The 21564-nt window shown below is 75.0% G+C and carries 18 protein-coding genes; 7 read left to right on the top strand and 11 right to left on the bottom strand.

All coding sequences use genetic code 11. From position 1 onward, the window contains the following. Positions 1-123 precede the first annotated feature (123 nt). From QOL15_RS03210 to QOL15_RS03200, 3 genes are read left to right on the top strand one after another with little or no spacing between them, the layout of a single operon-like run. On the top strand, positions 124-900 hold the full coding sequence (locus tag QOL15_RS03210; protein ID WP_083394085.1) for a TetR/AcrR family transcriptional regulator: 777 nt from the start codon (positions 124-126) through the stop codon (positions 898-900). Beyond that, positions 897-1679, top strand: coding sequence for a hypothetical protein (locus tag QOL15_RS03205; RefSeq protein WP_071248796.1), 783 nt, complete (start codon positions 897-899; stop codon positions 1677-1679). Before QOL15_RS03210 ends, QOL15_RS03205 begins: the two co-directional genes overlap by 4 nt. Next, entirely contained in the window at positions 1676-3745 is a 2070-nt protein-coding gene (locus tag QOL15_RS03200; RefSeq protein ID WP_071248799.1) for a YhgE/Pip family protein, read from the top strand. The genes QOL15_RS03205 and QOL15_RS03200 overlap by 4 nt, the downstream gene beginning before the upstream one ends. Before the next feature lie 418 nt (positions 3746-4163). On the opposite strand, the gene QOL15_RS03195 is transcribed toward QOL15_RS03200, so the two are convergent. Continuing rightward, complete coding sequence (locus tag QOL15_RS03195; protein ID WP_071248801.1) at positions 4164-5066, bottom strand: DUF559 domain-containing protein; 903 nt, start codon at positions 5064-5066, stop codon at positions 4164-4166. Positions 5067-5366: 300 nt separating this feature from the next. Between QOL15_RS03195 and QOL15_RS03190 the strand changes: the two genes are divergently transcribed. Beyond that, a complete protein-coding gene (locus QOL15_RS03190; protein WP_071248803.1) occupies positions 5367-6497 on the top strand; it encodes a LacI family DNA-binding transcriptional regulator in 1131 nt (376 codons plus the stop codon). Between the two features lie 129 nt (positions 6498-6626). Here QOL15_RS03190 and QOL15_RS03185 read toward each other — a convergent pair whose 3' ends face one another. The 3 genes from QOL15_RS03185 to QOL15_RS03175 all read right to left on the bottom strand — a co-directional run bounded on the left by QOL15_RS03185 (position 6627) and on the right by QOL15_RS03175 (position 9243). Continuing rightward, positions 6627-7307 (bottom strand): TrmH family RNA methyltransferase, encoded by a 681-nt coding sequence (locus QOL15_RS03185; protein ID WP_071248838.1) that lies wholly within the window; start codon positions 7305-7307, stop codon positions 6627-6629. Positions 7308-7513: 206 nt separating this feature from the next. Next, positions 7514-8377, bottom strand: coding sequence for a DUF3592 domain-containing protein (locus QOL15_RS03180; protein WP_071248805.1), 864 nt, complete (start codon positions 8375-8377; stop codon positions 7514-7516). Continuing rightward, positions 8374-9243, bottom strand: a complete 870-nt coding sequence (locus QOL15_RS03175; protein WP_071248811.1) for a TetR/AcrR family transcriptional regulator C-terminal domain-containing protein — start codon at positions 9241-9243, stop codon at positions 8374-8376. The genes QOL15_RS03180 and QOL15_RS03175 overlap by 4 nt, the downstream gene beginning before the upstream one ends. A gap of 185 nt (positions 9244-9428) precedes the next feature. On the opposite strand from QOL15_RS03175, the gene QOL15_RS03170 reads away from it, so the two are divergent. Continuing rightward, positions 9429-10226, top strand: a complete 798-nt coding sequence (locus QOL15_RS03170) for an HAD-IIA family hydrolase (RefSeq protein ID WP_065965045.1) — start codon at positions 9429-9431, stop codon at positions 10224-10226. 17 nt (positions 10227-10243) lie between these two features. Here QOL15_RS03170 and QOL15_RS03165 read toward each other — a convergent pair whose 3' ends face one another. The 3 genes from QOL15_RS03165 to QOL15_RS03155 all read right to left on the bottom strand — a co-directional run bounded on the left by QOL15_RS03165 (position 10244) and on the right by QOL15_RS03155 (position 14170). Next, entirely contained in the window at positions 10244-11119 is an 876-nt protein-coding gene (locus QOL15_RS03165) for a L,D-transpeptidase (protein WP_071248814.1), read from the bottom strand. Positions 11120-11320: 201 nt separating this feature from the next. Continuing rightward, on the bottom strand, positions 11321-13090 hold the full coding sequence (locus tag QOL15_RS03160) for a phosphatase PAP2 family protein (protein ID WP_083394083.1): 1770 nt from the start codon (positions 13088-13090) through the stop codon (positions 11321-11323). Between the two features lie 147 nt (positions 13091-13237). Next, complete coding sequence (locus tag QOL15_RS03155) at positions 13238-14170, bottom strand: CPBP family intramembrane glutamic endopeptidase (protein WP_175473856.1); 933 nt, start codon at positions 14168-14170, stop codon at positions 13238-13240. Here QOL15_RS03155 and QOL15_RS03150 point away from each other — a divergent pair. Further along, positions 14169-14858 (top strand): metal-dependent transcriptional regulator, encoded by a 690-nt coding sequence (locus tag QOL15_RS03150; RefSeq protein WP_071248823.1) that lies wholly within the window; start codon positions 14169-14171, stop codon positions 14856-14858. The two genes, QOL15_RS03155 and QOL15_RS03150, sit on opposite strands and share 2 nt — an antisense overlap. Positions 14859-15018: 160 nt before the next feature. On the opposite strand, the gene QOL15_RS03145 is transcribed toward QOL15_RS03150, so the two are convergent. Beyond that, positions 15019-16320 (bottom strand): sodium:proton exchanger, encoded by a 1302-nt coding sequence (locus tag QOL15_RS03145; RefSeq protein ID WP_217641009.1) that lies wholly within the window; start codon positions 16318-16320, stop codon positions 15019-15021. 455 nt (positions 16321-16775) lie between these two features. After that, positions 16776-17420 carry a HEAT repeat domain-containing protein gene (locus QOL15_RS03140; protein ID WP_071248826.1) on the bottom strand — a complete coding sequence of 215 codons (645 nt, stop codon included), beginning with the start codon at positions 17418-17420 and terminating at the stop codon, positions 16776-16778. A gap of 128 nt (positions 17421-17548) precedes the next feature. Between QOL15_RS03140 and QOL15_RS03135 the strand changes: the two genes are divergently transcribed. Beyond that, positions 17549-18502, top strand: a complete 954-nt coding sequence (locus QOL15_RS03135) for an aldo/keto reductase (RefSeq protein WP_071248830.1) — start codon at positions 17549-17551, stop codon at positions 18500-18502. Between the two features lie 50 nt (positions 18503-18552). Here QOL15_RS03135 and QOL15_RS03130 read toward each other — a convergent pair whose 3' ends face one another. Further along, a complete protein-coding gene (locus QOL15_RS03130) occupies positions 18553-20553 on the bottom strand; it encodes a hypothetical protein (RefSeq protein ID WP_071248833.1) in 2001 nt (666 codons plus the stop codon). A 404-nt stretch (positions 20554-20957) separates the two neighbouring features. Continuing rightward, positions 20958-21509: an orotate phosphoribosyltransferase gene (gene pyrE, locus QOL15_RS03125; protein WP_065965026.1), complete on the bottom strand. Its 552-nt coding sequence runs from the start codon at positions 21507-21509 to the stop codon at positions 20958-20960. Positions 21510-21564 lie beyond the last annotated feature (55 nt).

Genomic DNA, 21564 nt, shown 5'->3' with positions numbered 1-21564 from the left:
TCCTGTGAAGTTATGCGTTCGTTCACAGGGGCCGCAGTCCGCACTTCGGGGGACTGACCCTTGTTCGGGGGTACAGCTCCTGCGAACTTGCACACACGTGTGCACGTTATTACGATGGCCTCCATGACCTCCGCCGACCAGCCCGCGCGCGCCCCGCGGCGGGACGCGACCGAGAACCGGGCCGCCCTGCTCGAGGCGGCGAAGACCACGCTGCAGCAGGACCCGGACGCCTCGCTCGAGACGATCGCCGCCGCCGCGGGACTGTCCCGCCGTGCGGTCTACGGACACTTCCCCTCGCGGGACGACCTCGTGCGCGAGGTCGTGACCGCCGGGGCCGCCCGGATCGCCGCAGCCGTGCCGTCCCCCGCCGTGCTCGCCGACCTGCCCCCCGCCGCCCGGCTCGCCGCGATCGCGGTGACCCTGTGGTCCGAGGTGTCGCACGTGCGCTCGATGGCCCGAGTGGCCGTCCGCGGCCCCTTCGCAGAGTCGGTCGCGCAGGTGTTCGCCCCGCTCCGCGCCCAGGTGCGTGCCGCGTGCGCGCTCGGGATCGCCGACGGGTCGATGCGCGACGACGTCGACGCGGACACGCTCGCCCGCCTGGTCGAGGGTGCCTGCATCGTCGTGCTCGACGAGGCCACGCGGTCCGGTACGAGCGTCGAGGCCGGCCGCCGCACGGTCGTCCTGTCGGCACTCGGGACCGCGGGCATCGACTGGCGAACCGCGCTGCTCTCCGAACCCCCGGCGCCGGTGTCCCCCACCGCGTCCGCGCAGCCCGCCAGCGCGGTGTCCCCCACCGCGTCGGCACGGCCCACCCCAGCGGTGTCCCCCACCGCGTCGACGTCCCCGACCACCACCACACCCGTCCCGGCCGGCACCACGGCCACGGAGGACCACGCATGACCCTCGAACTCGACCACGTCGGCATCGGCGAGGAGCCCGGCGCCCCGCTGCCCGTCGTCTCCGCCGTCGCCGCACCCGGACGCCCCGGGGTCGTCGCCGTCGAGACGGAGCAGGCACCCGTGCTCGCGTCCCTCGTCGCCGGCGGCCGGATGCGTCCCGACACCGGGCGCGTGCTGCTCGACGGCCGCGAGGACCCCGCCACCCTGCGCCGGACCTTCGCCCTCGTCGACACCCCGGGCGTCGCCGAGCCCTTCCCGGTGATGAGCCTGCGCCGGATCGTGCGCGAGGAGCTCGCGTTCGCCGGGCAGCGCCCCTCCCGAGCGCACGTCGACGCCGTGCTCGACGAGCTCGGGATGCGGCACCTCGCCGACACGCACGTGCAGCGGGTCCCGACCGAGGTGCGGGTCCGGCTGCTCGTGGAGCTCGCGCTGCTGCGGGACGGGATCGAGGGCATCGTGCTCACGGCGCCCGAGCGGCACGGGGGCGCCGTGGCGGAGTGGTTCGCGGTGGTGCGCGAGGTCGCACGCCGTGGCGTGACCGTCGTCCTCGTCACCTCGAAGGCCGCGGCCGACGCGGTCGCGGCGCTGCTCGACACCGTCGACGCGACCCCAGGTGACGCGACCGGCGCAGCCGGTCCCGCTCCCGTACCTGCCCGGGGCGCCACCGCCCCGACCGAGGGTCCCGCCGACGCGACCCCGGACGGACGAGGCGAGCCGCGCCTCCCGTCCGACACCGACCCCGAAGACCCCGCAACCGTCCCGACGGAGGCACACGCGTGACCATCCCCTCGCTCGTCCGCGCCGAACTGGCGCGCCTCACCGCGACGCCGCTCGCCCGCCTCGCGTTCATCGCCCTCATGGTGGTGCCGCTGCTGTACGGCGGCGCCTACCTGTGGGCGAACCGCGACCCCTACGCGCAGCTCGACCAGATCCCGGCCGCGATCGTCGACCAGGACGCCGGCGCGACCCTCGACGGCGACCACGTCGACTACGGCAAGGACGTCGCGAAGGAGGCGATCGACGGCGCGAAGTTCAAGTGGACCGAGACCTCCGCGGCCGATGCTCGCTCCGGCGTGCGGAACGGCACCTACGACTTCGTCGTCACCATCCCGCACGACTTCTCCGAGTCCCTGGTGTCGGCGCAGGGCGACGACCCCCGACGTGCCGAGCTCGTGATGACCACGGCGGACACGAACTCCTACCTCGCCTCGACCATCGCGGAGCAGGCCGGCAAGACCATGCGCACCGCCGTCGCCGAGCGCGTCGGCAAGCAGGCGGCGAAGACCCTGCTCGTGGGGCTCGCCGACGTACGCGACAGCCTCGGCGACGCCGTCGACGGGGCCGGACAGCTCGCCTCCGGGGCCACCACGGCCGCGGACGGCGCCGGGCAGCTCGCCGACGGCACCGGCAAGCTCGCCGCGGGGGCCACCCAGCTCGCCGACGGGACCGCCGCGCTGCCGTCCCAGACGAAGCAGCTGGACTCGGGCGCGCAGCAGGTGACGTCCGGGGCGTCGACCCTGGCGTCCGGACTCGCCGACGCACAGCGGCAGACCGCCGCGCTGCCGGCACAGACCCAGCAGCTCGCCGACGGGGCGAAGCAGGTGTCGGACGGTCTGACGACCCTGACGCAGCAGACCGACCCGGCGCTCCAGGCACTGCAGACCGCGTCGCCCGAGACCGTCACGGCGGCGATCACGAAGGCCGCCGCCGACCGCGGGGTCACCCTCACGCCCGAGCAGCAGGCCGTGGTCGCCGCGACCGTGCAGGCCCAGCTCGCGGACGCGACGACGCAGCAGCAGCTCGCCGACGCGAAGACCGCGCTGCAGGGGCTCGACCGGCTCCGGGACGGCTCGCAGCAGGTCTCCGCCGGGGCGTCCCAGCTGGCCACGGCCGCGCCGACCCTGTCGAACGGCATCGCCTCGGCCGCCGACGGTGCGTCGAAGCTGGCGTCCGGTTCGTCGCAGGTCGCCGCGGGCACCTCGAAGCTCGCCGCGGCCGCACCCACGCTGTCGTCCGGCGCGTCCTCGCTCGCCACCGGTGCCACGTCGGCCGACCAGGGCGCGAAGTCCCTCGCCTCCGGCCTGACCGACCTGGAGTCCGGCTCGAAGGAGCTCGCGTCGAAGCTCGACGAGGGCCGCACGAAGATCCCGGCGTCCACCGCCACGCAGCGGAACGAGCAGGCGTCCGTCATCTCCGACCCGGTCAAGGTCGGCGACGACAACATCGCCTCGGCGTCGAACTACGGTGCCGGCCTCGCGCCGTTCTTCATCTCGCTCGCGGCCTGGATCGGCATGTACGCGCTGTTCCTCATCCTCAAGCCGATCTCGAAGCGCGCGATCACCGCGGTGCGCAAGCCGCTGTCGGTCGTGCTCGGCGGCTGGCTCACCCCGGCACTGCTCGGCGTCGTGCAGATGGCGGCGCTGTTCCTGATCGTGCGGTTCGCGCTCGACCTGGACGTGGTGCACACCGGCGCGACGATCGGGATCATGATGCTGGCCTCGGCGACGTTCGCGGCGATCATCATGGCGCTCAACGTGCTGCTCGGGTCGGTCGGGCAGTTCCTCGGCCTGGTGCTCATGCTCGTGCAGCTCGTCACCGCCGGCGGGACGTTCCCGTGGCAGACGCTCCCCGGGCCCCTGGCCGCGCTGCACTTCGCCCTGCCGATGACGTACTCCGTCGACGCGATCCGGCAGACGATGTACGGCGGGTCGGCGGGTGCCGCGTGGTCGGACGCCGGCGTGCTGGCGTGCTGGCTGCTCGGGGCGCTGCTGCTGTCGCTCGTCGTGACCGCGCGGCAGACCCGCTCCCGGACGCTGCGCGACCTGCGCCCGAGCCTGATCGGGTAGCGCGGGGCGGGCGGCGCGCGGGGCGGCCCCGCCCCCGCGCTCGTGCCGGTCCTGCCCGGGCCGGTCCCGCTCGGATGGAGCAGAAGACGTCGGGTTCGAACCTCGGACCCGACGTCTTCTGCTCCATCCGCGCGCGGGGATACGCCCGGGGACGTGGACACTGGCACGGGCACGGGGGCCGGACGGAACATGAACGCGCGGGCGGCCGCCGCTCGTCGATGGAGCAGGAAAGGTCGGGCGGGGGCTTCCGACCCGACGTCTTCTGCTCCATCCGCGCACGGGGGCCGGGGCGCGCGGGCGGCCGCCGCTCGTCGATGGAGCAGGAAAGGTCGGGTGGCCGCTTCCGACCCGACGTCTTCTGCTCCATCCGCGGGCACGGGAGCGCGGGCGCGCGGGCGCGCGGGAGCACCGGCGCGCGTCACGAGCGCGCCCGGAGGAGTGCGGCCAGCTCGGCGAGCGCCGCGCCCCGGTTCGTCGTCACGTCCTGCCGCGTCCACCGCAGCACGGACCAGCCGAGGGCGGCGAAGGCCCGGTGTCGGCGGAGGTCGTGCTCCCACTGCTGCTGGTCGGTCCGGTGGTGGTCGCCCTCGTACTCGATCACGATGCGCTGCTGTCGGTACGCGAAGTCCACCCGGCCGACGAACCGGCCGGCCGCGTCGGTGATCTCGACCTGCAGCTCGGGCTCCGGCAGCCCGGCGCGCACGATCCCGAGTCGCGCGTTCGTCTCCTGCGGCGAACCGGCTCCGACCCGGACGAGCTCGAGCGCGCGACGGAGCGTCGGTGCGCCGCGGCACGGTCCGCGAGCGGCGAGTGCCGCGCGGAGGTCCTCGACGCTGGTCGCACACGTCCGGCTCGTCACGACGGCGTCGCCGAGCGCCACGAGGTCGTCGAGCCCGAGGAGCGCCCCGCACTCGACCCACGTCGTCGCGGGACTGCTCACCGGCATCCCCCACCGCTGCCGGACGACCGCGTGGGCAGCGGCGGTCCGGTGTCCGCGCACGCCGTGGCGTCGCATCTGCGCGGCGGGCAGGACGCTCGTCACGTGCACCGGGTCGTCGCCGGGGTGCGCCCTCGGCAGCGGGAGCCCCCACAGCACGGCGGCGGAGACGTGACTGACGAACTGCCCCGGCTGCAGGACCGGGCGGAAGGCGCGGATGCGGTCGACCCCGGTGGGTGGCCGCGAGCGGTGCCACCGGAGGGACCGGCTCGGTCGGTCCAGGTCCCCACGGCGCAGTCGTTCCCGGTGCACCCCTTCCCGGTCGGCCGCGGCGACGTCGAACGGACGGGTACGGAGCGCGGGCGGGAGTGCTCGTGGCTGCATGCTCCGAGCCTCCGGGTGCCGGGCGCGACCCAGGGCCGGGCCGCCGCATCTGTGGACACGCGCCACGGGCCTCCCGTCTGTGGAGGAGGCACCCACCCACCGCGGCCCCCACCCGCGGCGGATGGAGCAGAAGACGTCGGGTACCGGGCATCGACCCGACATCTTCTGCTCCATCCCCGGGGAACAGGGACCGAGGAGGCCGGGGCCGGGGCCCGGGAGTCCGGACCCCGCAGGCCGCACCCAGGGCCCAGGCGCCGGGCCGGTAGGGTCGAGGGACACCACGGGAGGTCGAAGGCGATCATGGGAGACGGCAAGCCCGCCACCATCTACGACGTGGCCGCGCGCGCAGGCGTCTCGAAGTCGCTCGTGTCGCTCGTGCTGCAACGCTCGCCCCGCGTGAGCGACCAGCGGCGGCAGGCCGTGCTGCAGGCCATCCAGGAGCTCGACTACCGCCCCTCGACCGCGGCCGTCTCGCTCGCGGGCACCCGCAGCCGCACGGTCGGGGTCGTCCTCGACGACTTCCGGAACCCGTGGTTCGTCGACGTCCTGACCGGCCTGCGCGAGGCCCTCCAGGACCAGGGCCACCGCCTGGTCGTCGCCGACCGGTTCCTCAACACGGGCCTGGACGCCTCCCCCGTCGAGGGCTTCCTGTCCATGCGCGTCGAGGGCATCGTCATCGTGGGTGAGCCGGACACCGACCTCGCGATCCCGGCGAGCATGCCGGTCGTGGTCGCCGGCGGACGCGCCGCCCTCCCCCGCGCCGACACCGTCGCGAACGACGACCGCGCGGGAGGCCGGATGGCCGCCGAGCACCTGCTCGCACTCGGGCACACGCGCATCGGGTTCGTCGGCGCGACGTCGGCCGCCTCGGCGGAGCGGCTCACCGGCCTGGAGGCAGGGCTCGCCGCCGCCACGGACCCCACCGCCGTCCCGGGGTCGGCACCCACCCCCTCGGTCACCGGCGCCCCGTCCGTCGCGACCGCCGCGCCCGCTGCCGCCCCGTCCGTCGCCGGCACCGAGCGCACCGCGGACACCGCGCGCGCCGCCGGCGCCCCGTCGGTCGTCTCGGTCGTGCTGCGCGGGGAGCCCACCGAGGAGGCCGGCGCCCGCGCCCTCGACGAGCTCCTCGACACCCACCCCGACGTCACCGCGGTGTTCGCCGCGAACGACGTGATGGCCCTCGGCGCGATGTCCGCCCTGGCCGCGCGGGGTCTCCGCGTGCCCGAGGACGTGTCGGTCATGGGCTACGACGACACCCCGCTCGCGGCGACGGCCTACGTCGGGCTGACGAGCATCGACGATCGCAGCGTCGAGATCGGTCGGGGCGCCGGTGAGCGGCTGCTCGCGCGCATCGCCGACCCGACCACCGAGGCGCACGAGACCCTCGTCGAACCCCGACTCGTCGCGCGCCGCACCACCGCCGCCCGCTGACCCGATCGGCGCCGGTCAGCCGGGAGCCGGAAGCCGGAAGCCGGGCAGCGCAGCACCACCGGCACCGGCACGGAACCCGCCCGCGCCGCACGACCGCAGCCCGCCCACCCGGACCGGCGATCCCGCCCGTCAGCCCGGCAGCGTCGCGTGCTGGACGACCCAGCTGTGCATGACGATCGCCGCCGCCGCCGAGGCGTTCACGCTCCGCGTCGACCCGAACTGCGTGATCTCCAGGTGTGCGTCCGCGCCGGCGACGGCCTCGTCGGTCAGGCCGGGCCCCTCCTGGCCGAACAGGAACACGCACCGCTCCGGGATCGCGGCGGTCTCGATGCGCTCGGCACCCGGGGTGTTGTCGATCGCCACGATCGGTCGGCCCTCGGCGCGCATCGCCGCGGTGAACGCCGTGACGTCGGGGTGGTACCGGACGTGCTGGTACCGGTCGGTGACCATCGCGCCGCGCTTGTTCCACCGCCGCCGTCCGATGATGTGCACGGTCCCGGCGAGGAACGCGTTGGCGCTCCGCACGATCGACCCGATGTTCAGGTCGTGCTGCCAGTTCTCGATCGCCACGTCGAACGCGTGCCGGCGGGTGTCGAGGTCCGCGACGATGGCCTCCATCGACCAGTACCGGTAGCGGTCGACGACGTTGCGGGTGTCCCCGGCCGCGAGGAGCTCCGGGTCGAGCCGCGGGTCGTCGGGCCACGGCTCGGGGTGCGGTCCGACGCCGTTCGTGGTCGCCTCGTGTGACGGCGGGAGGACCGGCGGTGCGGCCGCGCCGGCGACCGCCGGGTCGGCGTCGGGTCGGCTCACGTGGGCCGGTGCCGTCGACGGGACCACGGGGTCGGACGGGAGGCGCTCGGTCACGTGACCAGCGTAGGGCGCGTGGGTCGCGCCTCCCGTCCGGCGACCCGGCGGACCCGCCGGTCCCGCGGGCGGAGGGCCGTCCTGACCGTCCTGCCGGTCCTGCCGGTTCAGCTGACCCAGCCAGTCGGGCGTCCGCCAGGACCGCCCGCGGCTCAGGAGGTGCCGGGGCGGAGGAAGTCCTCGGGGCCGGGGTCCCGCGTCGTCGCCGTGAAGATGCGCTTCCGGTCGCCCGGCCGCGCCGGGTCGTACAGCACCGTGACGGGCATGCCGACGACGGGTCCCTCGCCGTGCGCGAAGCCCTCGGTCCGTTCCACCCAGCGCCGCACGCCCTGCAGGTCGACGAACGAGAACGTCCACCGCAGCAGGGTGCGCGACGCGTCGGGGCTGGTCCCGCCGCTGACCGCGGTGACCTCGCCGACGACCCGGCGACCGTTCGCGAGCACGTCGGTGAGGCGTGCCCGTCGGTTGCCGCGTCCGAGCCGTGTCACGCCGCCGGCCACGAGGAGCAGCACCGTGACCAGCGTCGCGAGGGCGGGCACCCACCAGACCGTCGCGTACCAGATCCACTCGCCGAGGCCCCAGACCTCGTCGTGCCCGAACGTGGGGTCGACGGCGACCCCGACGCGGTCGGGCGCGGGCCACCGCGACGTCTCCCACCAGAGCATCGCCGTCGCGCCGAGGAACCACGGCTGCAGCGGTCCGACGCCCGCGAAGTCGCTCGTCCGGCCGGACCACCGGTGGTTCCAGCGGGAGTACACGGCCACGGCGACGAGGGTGCCGACGACGGCCCCGGGTGCGGCCCACCAGACCGACTCCGGGTCGGGGCTGTCCGAGAAGACGCTGTTCACCTGCATCATCCGGAAGACCAGGACGAAGCGGGACACCGCGAGGCCCGCCACCGCGCCGGCGGCGACGACGAGCACGGCGCCGACGACGGTCATCACGAGGGCGCCGGTCGTCCCGCGCCAGGCGGCCTCGCGCTCGCGGCGAACCTGCTGGGGGTCGACGGTGCTCATGCGCGGGCTCCCGGTCCGTCCGTCGCGGGGCCGGTGTGGCCGGCGTCCGACCCGTCGCCCGGCGTGCCGGTGGTGCCCGACCCGTCGCCCGCCGTGCCGGTGGTGCCCGTGGTGCCCGTGCCGGTCGCGCCCGAGCCGTCGCCCGCCGTGCCGGTCGCGCCCGTGCCGTGCGTCCGCACCCGTGCCTCGATGCCGGCCAGCAGCACGTCGAGCCCGAGGGCGAACCGCTCGTCGTACGAGTGCTCGCCGAGGATCTCCCCGACGAGTCGGTGCCGTTCCGGGCGTCCGGCGTCGGCGTCGCCCCGGCCGACCTGCACGCCGGCGTGCCCGACGACGAAGTCGTACACGACGAAGAACGCGTACATCGCCTCGCGCTCGGGGAGCCCGGCCTGCTGCAGCGCGCCGACGACCTTCGCGACGACGGCGTCGGACTCGGTCGAGGCGAGCGGGGCGCGCTGGCTGTGCGACTCGAGCACGAGCGGGTGGGTCCGCATGAGGTCGCGGAAGGTCGTGGCGAAGGTGCGCACCACCGCGCGCCAGTCCTCGGGCCAGACGAAGGTCGCGGTGAACTCGTCGACCGTGCGGCGGACGAGCTCGGCGTGCAGGTCGTCGAGGCCGCCGATGGTCCGGTGCACGGTCATCGGGGCGACGCCGAGCTTGGCGCCGAGGGCACGGAAGGACAGGCGGTCGAGGCCCTCCTCGTTCGCGATCTCGGTCGCGGCGTCGACGACCTGCTCGCGGGACAGCACGTTCGGGCGGCCGCGGCGACGGGCGGGCGGCGCGGGCTCGTCCGACGGCGTCGTCGGGGCGTCCGGTCCGCCGGTGGGGCGGGGTGCGCTGCTCGGGGGTCCTGGGTCGACGAGCACGGGGGTCCTCCTGATCCGGTACGGGTACGAAAATCCTAGGGCAAAGCCGAACGACGGTCGGTGTCCGCCCGGCCAGACCTCGGTGGCCCACCGGCCAGGCGTCCGGACGCACGACCGCCCACCCGCGCAGCCCTGGCGTCCCGCGCGCCCGGCTCCCCGTGGCCGGCGCCCGGTACGGTGGCACCATGGCGACGCGTGACGAGGTCGAGTGCTGGCTGACCGACATGGACGGTGTGCTCGTCCACGAGAACCAGGCCCTGCCGGGAGCCCCCGAGCTCATCCAGCAGTGGCTCGACGAGGGCACCGAGTTCCTCGTCCTGACGAACAACTCGATCTTCACGCCGCGTGACCTCAGCGCACGGCTCCGGAGCTCCGGGCTGCACGTGCCCGAGGAACGCATCTGGACGAGCGCCCTGGCCACCGCCGACTTCTGCCGCTCGCAGATGCCCGGCGGCTCCGCGTTCGTCATCGGCGAGGCCGGCATGACCACGGCCCTGCACGAGGCGGGGTTCATCATGACCGAGACCGCGCCGGACTACGTGGTCGTCGGCGAGACCCGCAACTACTCGTTCGAGGCGATCACCAAGGCCGTCCGGCTCATCCGCGACGGTGCCCGGTTCATCGTGACGAACCCCGACGCCACCGGCCCGAGCGCCGAGGGCGTCCTGCCCGCGACGGGCGCCATCGCCGCGATGATCGAGAAGGCCACCGGCAAGCAGCCCTACGTGGTGGGCAAGCCGAACCCGATGATGTTCCGGTCGGCGATGAACCGGATCGGGGCACACTCCGAGAACACGGGCATGATCGGCGACCGCATGGACACCGACGTGCAGGCCGGCATCGAGGCCGGGCTGCACACCGTCCTCGTCCTGACGGGGATCAGCGACCAGGCCGAGATCGACCGGTACCCGTTCCGTCCGAGCGAGGTCATCAGCGGCGTGCACGAGCTGGTGCGCCCCGAGCCGATCGAGGTCGAGCTCTAGCGAGCCCCGGAACCGGCTCACTCCACCGTCACGAGCGTCCCGAGCGGCAACGCGTCCAGCGCGGCCACGGCCTCGGCGGACAGCCGCACGCACCCGTGCGACACCGCACCCGAGTTCGTCGCGTTCCAGTGCAGCCCGATCAACCCGCCGTCGTGGCCACCGTACGGCTCGTCGGCCGCGCTCGAGTGCAGCGAGGTGAGCTGGATCGGGTGCTCCCCGGTGCCCTGCGACGGGTCGGCGTACCGCTCCTCCAGGTAGCCGGTGACCCCGGTCGGCGTCGGGGTGTCCGCCGTCCCGACGCCCGCCGCGAAGTGCTGCTGCACCGCCCCGGTCGACGCGGAGACGATCGACACGGACTGCTCCGTCGTCGAGACCACCACGCGCGCGGTCGGTGCCGCCACCGCGGTCAGCAGGTCGGCCGGCACCCACGCCGCGGTCTGCGCCGCCGCACCCCCGGCACCCGCCGCGGAGGGCAGCTGCCGCCGTGCGGGCGTCAGCACGAGCTCCCAGGGCCCCTGCCGTCGCAGCCCGACGACCGTCGTCGGCTGCTGCAGGAAGTCGGTCTTCGCGAACCGCGCCACGGGGGCGGTCCGGCCGTCGCCGAAGAGCGGCGCGTCGGCGGTCAGGTGGAACACGTGGGCCGCGGTGGTCGTCCGGTCCCACGGCAGCAGGCCGTCGACCACGGCGGAGTACTGCGCCTCGGGCAGGGCGGCGAGCGCCGCGGCGTCCACATGCGGCACGCCGGGCACGGGCGTCGAGGGCGCGGCTGCCGAGTGGGTCGTCACGGCGGCCGGGGCGGGGCCGCCGGCGGTCAGGAGCGGGACGGCGATCGCGGCCGCCGCGACGGCGGCGGCGACGCCGCCGACGGTGGTCCAGAGGGTGGAGCGCTGCACGAGGAGGACTTCCGGTGTCGGGGTGGCGGTGGGACGGACGGGAGGCACGGGGCGGTGGGGCACCGTGCCTCCCGCCCGTCACGGGGCGGCGGACGGGAGGCGCGCTGCGGACCGGCACCGCGCCTCCCCTCCGTCAGGGGCGGCGGACAGGTGGGGCGGGGCGGGCTGCCACCGCGCCTCCCGTCCGTCGGTGGTGGCGGATCAGCCGCTGACGACGGGCAGGTGCACCCCGGCCGGCACGGCGCCGGCTGCGCCGCCACCGCCCGCGGTCACCGCAGCCGTCACCGTGATGCCGAGCGGCGCGGCGAGCGCCGAGGCTCCGGAGGTGTCGACCAGGTCGAGCGTGTGCGTGCCCGCGGGCGTCGTCGCGGGGATCGTGACGGAGCCGGTCGCGGTGCCGTCGGCCGCGACCGTCAGCGTGCCGACCGTCACCGGGTCGGACCGCAGCACGACCCGGAGCGTGGCACCGGCGGGCAAGCCGGTCCCGCGCAGGGCGATCGCGCTGCCGGCCTGGACGGTGGTGCCCTGCGGGGCGGTCAGCACCCCGGCGACGACCGTGGCCGTGCCGCCGGTGGACAGCACCTTCGCGGTGCCGTCGGACGCGATCGCGACCGTGGCGCTCGTCGCGGCGGCCAGGTCGAGGCGCTCCCACGAGCCGGCGGCGGAGCCGGTCTGGTCGAGCGGGTAGCCCGAGTCGATCTCGGTCTGGGCGAGCACGGCGGTGCGCTGCGCGTCGGTCAGCGTCGGGAACGCCGTGCGGAGCAGGTCGGACGCGCCGGCCGGCACCGAGGGGGCCTGACCGGCGACGCCCGTGCGGGGGAAGCCGTAGGTCATGCGCTCGCGGTAGACCGTGACGGCCGATGCACGGTCGGTGACGACCTGCGCGGTGCCGCCGGGCATGGCCTGCCCGCCGTAGGGGTCGTCCGTGTAGCGCTTCTCGGCCGCGATGCACGACGCGAGGGTGCCGCCGCACTTCGCCTGCAGGTAGCCGACGAGCTCGGCGCGGGCGGGCTCGAGGACCTGGGTGCGGTACTGCTCGTCCGACCAGCGGGCGGCGAGGGCGGCCTCACCGTCGATGCGACCGCCCATGATGTCGAGCGGGTAGTGCACGCCGAGCACGATGCGGTCGTTGCCGGCCTCGGACGTGCGGGCGAGGATCTCGGGCGCGAGCTCGGGGACGAGCGTCGCGAGCGTGATGCCGGCCTGGTACGCCGTGGTGGCGTGCCCGGACGGGTACGAGCCGCCCTTGCAGATGCCCTGCTGGCCGTACGAGGCGTCGAGCGCGACGTCGTTCGGCGAGAACTCGTGCGTGGTGTCCGTCGTGGCGGGGACCCGCGTGATCATGAGGTTGCCCTTCGCGTCCGCCCAGGCCTTGCCGACGCGGTTCGCGGTCAGCGAGGACGCGTTGACGGTCGCCGGGTTGCAGTTCACCTGGTCGTCGCCCGCCGGCAGCGTCGCCGTGGGGTCGGTCGGCAGGTAGGGGCGCGGGTAGCTGAAGTGCGCCTTCGCGTCGCCGGTGCCGACGTACGCACCGGACGTGCCGGTCGACGAGTTGATCAGCGCGTTCGTCAGCGGGAGCGCGCCGCTCTGCCGCCCCTGCACGAAGAGCCCGCTGAGCACGTCGCCGAGCCCTTGGGACACCGTGAAGGACTGGTCGTAGGCGGTGTGGGTCGCGTTGTCGTACTCGGCGTCCTGCAGGGCCCGGAACTGCTGCGCGGGCGTCGCGTGCTGGTTGATCCAGCTCGTCAGCTGGTCGTTCGTGGCGAGCGTCGCGGGGTCGTCGACGGTGCCGTGCAGGTCGTTCTTCCCGGCGGACGTCCAGTACTGGTCGTAGCCGTTCAGCAGGGCGATCAGGTTCGGCTTCGCCGAGTCGCTCGGGTACGTCGCCGCCTGGGCGACGAGCGGTGTCCCGAGCACGAGGGCGGTCGCGACCGTCGCGACGGTCACCCCGCTGAGTGCGGTTCTGCGCATGTGTGGTGGTCGCCCGCGGGCGACGCCCCTTTCCTCGATGTACCGGAGTGGAAACACCGTGACGCTAAGGAGGGGCGGTTGCCGGACGGGGAACGTTCCCCCACCAGCGGGTGAACCGGACCGCAGGCTGTGGGGGTTCGCAGGCGGTCAGGCCACGGTCGGGAGGCGCGGCTCGGCACCCTGCCCCGCGTCCACCCCGACGGGTGGCACGTCCCGCCACCGGCGCCGCAGGCGGCGCGGCCGGTCGTCGTGCCACGCGACCATGCCGCCGGCGACGAGTCCGAACGCGAGCACGCCGAACGCGACGAGCCCGATCGCCCCGACGGGCAGCAGGCTCGCCAGGTCCCCGGTGTCCACCGTCGCCGACACCGCGATCGAGCCGAAGTCCCAGAACGCGTGCAGGAGCACGGGCAGCAGCAGGTTCCCGGTCAGCCGCCGGGACAGGTACAGCGTCGAGCCGAACGAGGCCGCGAACACCACCTGGAGCAGGGTCGAGCCGACGGGTGCCCCGGCGAGCACGTTGAGCAGGTGCAGCAGCCCGAAGAGCACGCACGAGGCGATCCACACGCCGAACTCGGGCAACCGGCGACGGAGCCCGACGAGCAGGACCCCGCGGGTGAGGAGTTCCTCGAAGAGGCCGACGAAGAGCACCCCGACGGTCAGCAGCACGAAGTAGTGGCCGGGCAGCGACGACCACCCGACGAAGGGCAGCTTGGCCGCGCACACCACGACGATGAGGACCGGAGCCGTCATCGTCCACCGCATCGGGGTGCGGCCCGGGTCGACGGTCGCGGTCCGCCACCAGCCGAGGGCCGTCACGTACAGCGCCAGCACGACGACCGCGATGCCCTCGGGCAGGACGAGCGCGTGCACGACGCTGTCGACGGTCCGGCCGAGGGAGTCGTAGTCGTCGCTCGGGGGGGACCGCCACGCGCTCACGGCGGCGAACGCCACGAGCGGGGCGAGTCCGAGCAGCAGGGACGGCGGCACCGGCCAGCGGCGTCCGCGGTCGCCCGTCCCCGTGACGCCCGTCGTAGGCGTGACGGCCGTGGCCCCGCGCCGTCCGTACCATTGAGGCATGCGGCTCCCCTCCCTCAGCACCATGGCAGAGGACTACGTGAAACTCGTGTGGAAGGACGGCGAGCGCGGCGGGACCGGTCTGGCGACGCGGGACATCGCCGCGGCGCTCGGGGTGTCCGCGTCGACCGTGTCGGGGAACCTCCGCAAGCTCGACCGCGACGGCCTGATCGAGCACACCCCGTACTACGGCGTCGTCCTCACGCCCCTCGGCCAGCAGGTCGCGGTGGCGATGGTCCGACGGCACCGGCTCATCGAGACGTTCCTGGTGCAGCGGCTCGGCTACGGCTGGGACGAGGTGCACACCGAGGCCGAGGCGCTCGAGCACGCGGTGTCCGAGACGTTCCTCGACCGCGTGGACGCCGACCTCGGCAACCCGACGCACGACCCGCACGGCGACCCGATCCCGCGCGCGGACGGCACCGTGCCCGACTCACCCGGCACGCTGCTCGGACAGGTCGCCCCCGGGTCGTGCGGCACCGTCGACCGGGTGTCCGACGACGACCCGTCGCTGCTGCGCTACTTCGACGAGCTCGGCGTCGGGCTCGGGACGCACCTGCGCGTGGAGCAGGTGCGGGACTACGCGGGCGTGATCGCCGTCGCCCGCCGGGGCCCCGGCGGCGAGGAGTCCCTCGTCGACCTGCCGGCCGCGGCCGCGAGCGCGATCTGGCTCGCCCCCGACGCCGACTGACGCTCCCGCACCCCGCGCGCTCGGGAGCCGAGTGTGCGGAACACGTCGCGCGCACCGACCGAGCGTGACGGATCGTGCCCGCGCGGCGGCCGCCGCATGGCGTGTCCCGCGCTCTCGCGCCGGCCGTCAGCCGGCCGTCGTGCCCCGGCGCAGCGCAGCGTCAGCTGCGAGCAGTCCCCGCCCGCCGGAACGGCGCCGCGAGCGTCGGCAGGACCGCCGCCCGCTGCACCCACAGCACCACGAGCGCGACGGCCACGTGCACGCCGCTCAGCACCCACCGCCCGCTCGTGTCGGTGACGACGAACTGCACCGCGAACAGGACCAGGAGCGCGATCGCCGACCACCGGTGGAACCGCAGCGCGACGATGATCGCCACGCCGAGCACGGTCTGCGACGCGGTGAGCACGAACTCCACGACCTGCCGGGCGTCGAGCGGCAGCCCGCCCGTCGTCCCGCCGCCGAGCACGTGCGCGATCGGCAGCGACCCGACGAGCAGCGACCACTGGTTGACCTTCGACGCGATGAGCGTCCCGATCGCCGCACCGCCCATCCCGCGCAGTGCGAAGAGCGCGGCGACGATGAACTCCGGCGCCTCGGTCGCGATCGGTGCGAGCCACTGCACGAGGAAGTAGCTGTCGACGCCGAGCGCGCTGCCGGACTGCACCAGGGCGTCGGCGAACGGCTCGGCCGACGCCAGGATCACCGCGGCCGCGACGACGAACAGCGCGACGACCGTCCAGCGACGGGCCCGCTGCGGCATCGCGGCGATGTTCCCGGCCATGCCGACGAGCTCCTCGTCGTCGTCACCGTCGGGCACCTGCGACGCACGCCACAGGTACGCGGCGAACGCGGCGAGCAGCAGCACCCCGAACCACACCGGGATCGACCCCATGGCCGGGATGAGGAACGCGACGAGGGCGAGCAGCGCGAGGAAGCCGATGTCCAGCCGCGAGGACTGCTCGAGCCGGAGCACCTTCGTCGCCGCTGCCGGGAGCGCCCCGACCCGCACGTACCGCCGGGCGACGAGCAACGAGATCACCACGACGAGCGGCCAGCCGAACCCGAGGAGCAGCCGGTTCGACCCGGTCATGTTGGCGGCGGCGAACTGCTCGTAGGCGGACTCCGAGCCGGACCGGAACGCGTAGTACAGGTCGACGGCGTACTCGGGCAGCACGGCGATGAGCGCGAGCAGGGCGATCGCGAGCGCACCCGCGATGTCCTTCTGCGCGGCCTCGGCGGCCCACGCGAGCAGGAACGAGGCCGCGACGACGGCCCCGCCGAACACGAGCAGGTCGACGACGGGGTTCGGCGCGAGCCCACCGACGCGGAAGACGACGGCGGGCAGGGCGAGCACGACGCACAGGGCGATGCGCGCCCAGGCGCTGCGCCCCATCCGTCGGGGCGCGCTCGACGTGTCGGTGGTCCGGGTGGACCCGGTGGCGGGCGCGGTGGTGTCGATCACGGGGTGGTCCCTTGGTCGGGCCGCACCGACTTGCGCAGGGGGTGGGAGCGCTTCGGCACGACGGAACGGCCGAAGGTCTCGCTCGCCCGCCGGGTGGGACCGGACGGGTGGTGCACCGGGCCGATCGTCGTGATGGCCAGTGTGTCGATGCACGCGCTGGGAGCTACTCCCCTTCGCCGACCACTCTGCCCGCCGCCGATCGGCACGTGCAAGCCGATCCGCCCTGTTCGGCGGCCCGAATCCGGGTGTTCCCCGGCCCGCCCCGGGCCGCCGGGCGCGGCCGTCCCGTCGCGCGGCGCACGACACGCGCGACCGCGTCCGCTCGGTGGAGCAGGAAGCGTCGGGTCGGCGGGCGCGACCCGACGTCGTCTGCTCCGTCGACGCGGTCGGCGCGACCAGGGGACGGACGGGAGGCGCGGTGCGGGCCCGCCACGGGCCTCCCGTCCGTCAGGGGGTCAGCCGGAGGCGCGCCCGCTGCGTCCCAGGGCCACCTCGCGTCGTGCGCGCTCGACGGCGAGCGCCGAGCCGGCGTCCGGGTCGGCGAGGAGCCGCTCGGTGTCCGCGACGTGCTCGCGGACGGCCTCGCCGCGGCGCGCGGCGGCGTCCGCGAGGACGGGGGCGACGACCTCCTCGCCGAGGGTGACGAGTGCCCGGCTCAGCGCGAGTCGCCGCTCCCGGTCCCCGGTGCCGAGTTCCCGCGCGAGCCGACGGGCCAGGGCAGGGCGCTCCTCGGTGGGCGCGAGCAGGACCGCGGCGCGCCAGGCGGTCCGGGAGACGCCGGGGTCGGGGTCGCCCAGTGCCTCGGCGACGGCCGGGTACACCGACCCGTCGCGGATCTTCGACAGCGTGTGGAGGGCCTGCGACCGGGCCTGCGCCTCGGGGCGGTCGAGCTCGTCGACCAACCGGGGCACGACCAGCTCGGCCGGGAGCCGCACGAGCGACCACGTCAGCGCCTCGCGCACCTGCAGGTCCGGCTCGACCGCGCACCGTTCGAGCAGGACGTCGAGGTCGGCCGGGTCGGCTGCGGTCCCGAGCGCCATCACGGCACGCAGGCGCACCGAGGGCCGGGGGTCGGTGAGGGCTTCGAGGGCGGTGGTCATCCGTCGATGCAACACCGCGCACCCGAGCGGCACCGTCACGCGGACCCATCCGGGGGCCAGAGCGCGGGCGTAGCGTGGCGCGGTCCGGGCCCGTCCCGGCCACCCCCACGACCACGAAAGGACCCCGCATGCCCCGCATCGGAACCAGCGACCTCCACGTGTTCCCCCTCGCCCTCGGCGGCAACGTCTTCGGCTGGACCGCCGACGAGCAGACCTCGCACCGCGTGCTCGACGCGTTCACCGGCGCCGGCGGCGACTTCGTCGACTCGGCCGACGTGTACTCCGCCTGGGCTCCCGGCAACGAGGGCGGCGAGTCCGAGCGGGTCATCGGCTCGTGGCTGCGGGCCTCGGGCAAGCGCGACGACGTCGTGATCGCCACGAAGGTGTCGCAGCACCCGCAGTACAGCGGCCTGTCGGCGGCCAACGTCGCCGCGGCGGCCCGGGCCAGCCTGGAGCGCCTCGGCACCGACCGGATCGACCTGTACTACGCGCACTTCGACGACCAGGACACCCCGCTCGAGGAGACCGTCCGCGCGTTCGACCAGCTCGTCCGCGAGGGCCTCGTGCGGTACACGGCCATCTCGAACTACTCGCGCGAGCGGGCCGAGGAGTGGATCCGCATCGCGAAGGCCGAGGGGCTCGCGCTGCCGGTCGCGATCCAGCCGCACTACAACCTCGTCACGCGCGAGCCCTACGAGTCGGAGATCGCGCCGCTCGCCGCCGCGGAGGGCCTGGGCGTCGTACCGTACTTCGCCCTCGCCGCCGGGTTCCTCACCGGCAAGTACCGGACGAAGGAGGACTTCGCGGGCAAGGACCGCGAGGGCCAGGTATCGGGCTACTTCTCGGACGCGGGGCTGGCCGTGGTCGACACGCTCGACCGCATCGCCGGTGCGCACGATGCCGAGATCGCCTCGGTGGCGCTGGCCTGGCTGCAGGGCCGGCCGGACGTCGTCGCGCCGATCGCGAGCGCGCGGAACACCGAGCAGCTGCCGGCGCTGCTCGCCTCGGCGGAGCTCGAGCTCACCGCCGACGAGGTGCAGGCGCTCGACGACGCGTCGGCGGCGGTGCCCGCGCAGGCGTGAAGCCCCGAGTGTCGCCCCGGGTCGGAGGTCTCCGACCCGGGGCGGTGCTCCTACTTGCCGGAGGGCGCCAGCGAGCCGGTCAGCATGTCCCCGGAGGACCGCGTCGCGAAGCACGAGATGAACGTGTTGCCCTGGTCCCACGTGGTCTGGTCGGGAGCGTAGGCACCCTGGACCTGCACGTCACCGACCTTCGCGGCCGCCGCGGTGTCGATCGCCTGCGCCGTCTGGCAGGTCTTCGCCGCCTGTGCCGCGAGGGCGTCCGGCCCGGGCCACTGGCTCGCCTCGACCTGCACGCGCGCGGTCAGCTGGGCGGTGTGCGGCGTCGAGCAGTCGACCACCGTGTACGAGTCCGCCCAGGCGTTCGTGTACGGCGTCAGGCACTCGCCGCCGGCCAGGTCGGTCCAGGTGTGGACGCCGGGCTGGGCCTGCGTGGTGGCGAACCGGAGCGTCGCCGCGGGCTGCGCGGCGGGCGTGCTGTCCGCGGCGGCCTCGGGCGTCGTCACCGGTGTCGCGGGCGCCGACGCGGCAGCGCTCGAGGTCGCCGCGGGCCGCTGCTCCTCGATCGAGCCGCCGAGGATCCACCGGGTCAGGGCGAAGACCGCGACGAGCAGCAGGACGATGAGCACGATCGAGCCGCCGATGAGGAGCTGCTTGCCGCGCTTGCCCTCGCTCCGGAGCCGGGCGACGCCCTCGTTGATGAAGTTGTCGCGGTCGCCGTCGTCCGCCCGTGCGGACGGGGTCGACCCGTTCCCGCGCGCGGACGCGGCGGAGCCCGGCGCTCCGGCACCGGACGCGGGACCGACGGAGGGCTGTTCGGCGGGGACGGCGCGACGGTCCTGCTGCTCGTCGGGCCGGACGACGGCGGGCATCATCCGCGTGCCGGTCGCCTCGGGGTCGTACCCGGTCTCGTCGAGCTGCTGCACGGCCTCGGTGCCGAACAGGTCCTTGATGACGCCGGTGTCGCTCGTCTCGCGGCCGTCCCACTCGGACTGGTCGAGGTCGTCGGGCGCCGTCGCCGGGAGCCGGTCGGGCTCCTCGACAGGGACCTGGTCGGGTTCCCCGGCGGCGCGCTGGTCGGGGTCGGCGGCCCACGGCAGGTGGTCGGCCGGGGTGGCGGCTGGCCGGGGCGCCGGCTCGGGCTCGACGAGCGGCGGGACGGGTGCGGCGGGCTCGGCGGCGGCAGGCACGGGCGGCGCGGCCGGCAGGACCGTCGTGCGCGCGTCGGCTCCGGGCCGCTGATCGTCGTGATCGTCGTCGGGCTCGTCCGCGGGCCAGCGTTCGTCGCCGCGGTCGACAACGTGCGGCTCGTCGGCGACGGGCGCGGGGAAGGACGGCTCGGCGGCGGTCGACTCGTCGCTGCCCGGTGCCGCTGCCGCTGGTGCCGCTGCCGAGGCTGGTGTGACCGGTCCGAGCGGGAACCCACCGGGAGGGGTGTCGACCTCGCCCGAGACGACGTCGTCGTCGGACTCGTCGGCGAGCGACCAGGACCCGGCGCCGAACGCCGTGGTGTCGAACGAGTCGGTGGTGAGCGTCGCGGGGACCTCGCCGGTCTCGTCGTCGCGGATCGCCCAGTCGAACGGACGCTCCGCAGCGGCGGCCCCGGCGGCCCCGGCGGCTCCGCTGCCGTCGTCGGCACCCTGCAGGCGCAGCAGCTCGGTGAAGCTCGGCGGCTCCTGGGCGGACGGCAGGACCTCGGGTCCGGAGGGCAGCACGCCGTGCACGCCGAGCGGCTGTGCGACCGGCCCGGTCGGGGTCGGCGGGGCGGCGGCGGCCGTGGGTCCGGGGCCGGTGGCCCGGCCGAGCCAGTCGACGTCGGTGCGGCCCTGGCCGAACGGGTCGGCGCGGCGTCGCTCGTCCTCGACGGCCCGGTTGTCGGCGGCGCGCTGGTCGCGGTGCGTCATCGCGGTCGGCAGGGCGATCGACGACGGGTGCTGTGCGCCCCCGGTCGGCGGGACGGGCGCTGCCGGCGGGATCCGGTCGCTGAGCGTCGCGCGCTCGTGCTCGATGCTCGCCTGCGGGTTCACCGAGGGTTCGCGGAGCTCGGCACCCATGGGGATCGCCTGCGTCGCGCCGGCGTCCAGCGGCTCGGCACCCGCGCGGGCGGCACCTGCGGCAGGCGCAGCAGGCGCAGCAGGCTCAGCAGGCGCAGCAGGCTCAGCAGGCTCAGCAGGCGCAGCGTCAGCGGTGCCAGCACCGGCACCGGAAGCGGCGTCGGCCGCGAACGGCTCCGGCAGCGGCGCCCCGGTCTCGCGGGCCGCGCGCTCGGCCTCGCGCCGCTCGCGGCGCGAGGGCCACTCGTCGGCCGTCCGCGGCGCTCCGAAGATGTCGGCGGCACTGCGGAGACCCGTGAACGGAGCGTCCGAGGCGGGCGCGGGGCGGGCCTCCCGTCCGTCCGCCCCGTCTACCGGGCCGGCCGTACCGTCGGGCTCGCGCGCGTCGTCCGGACGCTCCCCGGTCACGCGCTCAGCCCCAGGTCGGCCAACCCGATCGCCGCGAAGTACGGGTACCCCGCAGCCTCGATCCGCTCCTTCGCCCCGGTGTCCCGGTCGACGACGACCGCGACCGCGGCGATGACCGCGCCCTCGCGCTCGAGCGCCTCGGCGGCCTTGAGCGGCGACCCACCGGTGGTCGAGGTGTCCTCGAGCACGACGACGCGCTTGCCGCGCACGTCCGGGCCCTCGACCTGGCGGCCGCGACCGTGGTCCTTCGGCTCCTTGCGGACGACGAACGCGTCGTAGGACAGTCCGCGGGCGGCGGCCTGGTGCAGCACCGCGCTCGCGATCGGGTCGGCGCCCATGGTGAGCCCACCGACCGCGTCGACGTCGGGGACCTGCTGCAGCAGGTCCGTCATGACCTGGCCGATGAGCGGTGCGACGCGGTGGTCGAGGCTCACCTTGCGGAGGTCGATGTAGTACGAGGCCTGCTTCCCGCTGGTCAGCGTGAAGTCGCCGTGGAACACGGCATCGTCCGAGATGTGCTGGATCAGCTGTTCGCGCGCGTCGGTCACAGCCCACAAGGGTAGTCGGTCACCCCCGGATCGCGCCCGTCGGCCGCTCCCCGCG

The organism is Curtobacterium sp. MCBA15_012, assembly GCF_001864935.2.
Taxonomy (GTDB): domain Bacteria; phylum Actinomycetota; class Actinomycetes; order Actinomycetales; family Microbacteriaceae; genus Curtobacterium.
This window is presented reverse-complemented; position numbering and strand designations above follow the sequence as displayed.

Bases quoted from the DNA above. Each gene is read 5' to 3' on its own strand.
- QOL15_RS03210 (WP_083394085.1), top strand. From the start codon at position 124: ATGACCTCCGCCGACCAGCCCGCGCGCGCCCCGCGGCGGGACGCGACC.
- QOL15_RS03205 (WP_071248796.1), top strand. From the start codon at position 897: ATGACCCTCGAACTCGACCACGTCGGCATCGGCGAGGAGCCCGGCGCC.
- QOL15_RS03195 (WP_071248801.1), bottom strand. From the start codon at position 5,066: ATGCAGCCACGAGCACTCCCGCCCGCGCTCCGTACCCGTCCGTTCGAC.
- QOL15_RS03190 (WP_071248803.1), top strand. From the start codon at position 5,367: ATGGGAGACGGCAAGCCCGCCACCATCTACGACGTGGCCGCGCGCGCA.
- QOL15_RS03180 (WP_071248805.1), bottom strand. From the start codon at position 8,377: ATGAGCACCGTCGACCCCCAGCAGGTTCGCCGCGAGCGCGAGGCCGCC.
- QOL15_RS03170 (WP_065965045.1), top strand. From the start codon at position 9,429: ATGGCGACGCGTGACGAGGTCGAGTGCTGGCTGACCGACATGGACGGT.
- QOL15_RS03160 (WP_083394083.1), bottom strand. From the start codon at position 13,090: ATGCGCAGAACCGCACTCAGCGGGGTGACCGTCGCGACGGTCGCGACC.
- QOL15_RS03150 (WP_071248823.1), top strand. From the start codon at position 14,169: ATGCGGCTCCCCTCCCTCAGCACCATGGCAGAGGACTACGTGAAACTC.
- QOL15_RS03155 (WP_175473856.1), bottom strand. From the start codon at position 14,170: ATGCCTCAATGGTACGGACGGCGCGGGGCCACGGCCGTCACGCCTACG.
- QOL15_RS03140 (WP_071248826.1), bottom strand. From the start codon at position 17,420: ATGACCACCGCCCTCGAAGCCCTCACCGACCCCCGGCCCTCGGTGCGC.
- QOL15_RS03135 (WP_071248830.1), top strand. From the start codon at position 17,549: ATGCCCCGCATCGGAACCAGCGACCTCCACGTGTTCCCCCTCGCCCTC.
- QOL15_RS03130 (WP_071248833.1), bottom strand. From the start codon at position 20,553: ATGGGTGCCGAGCTCCGCGAACCCTCGGTGAACCCGCAGGCGAGCATC.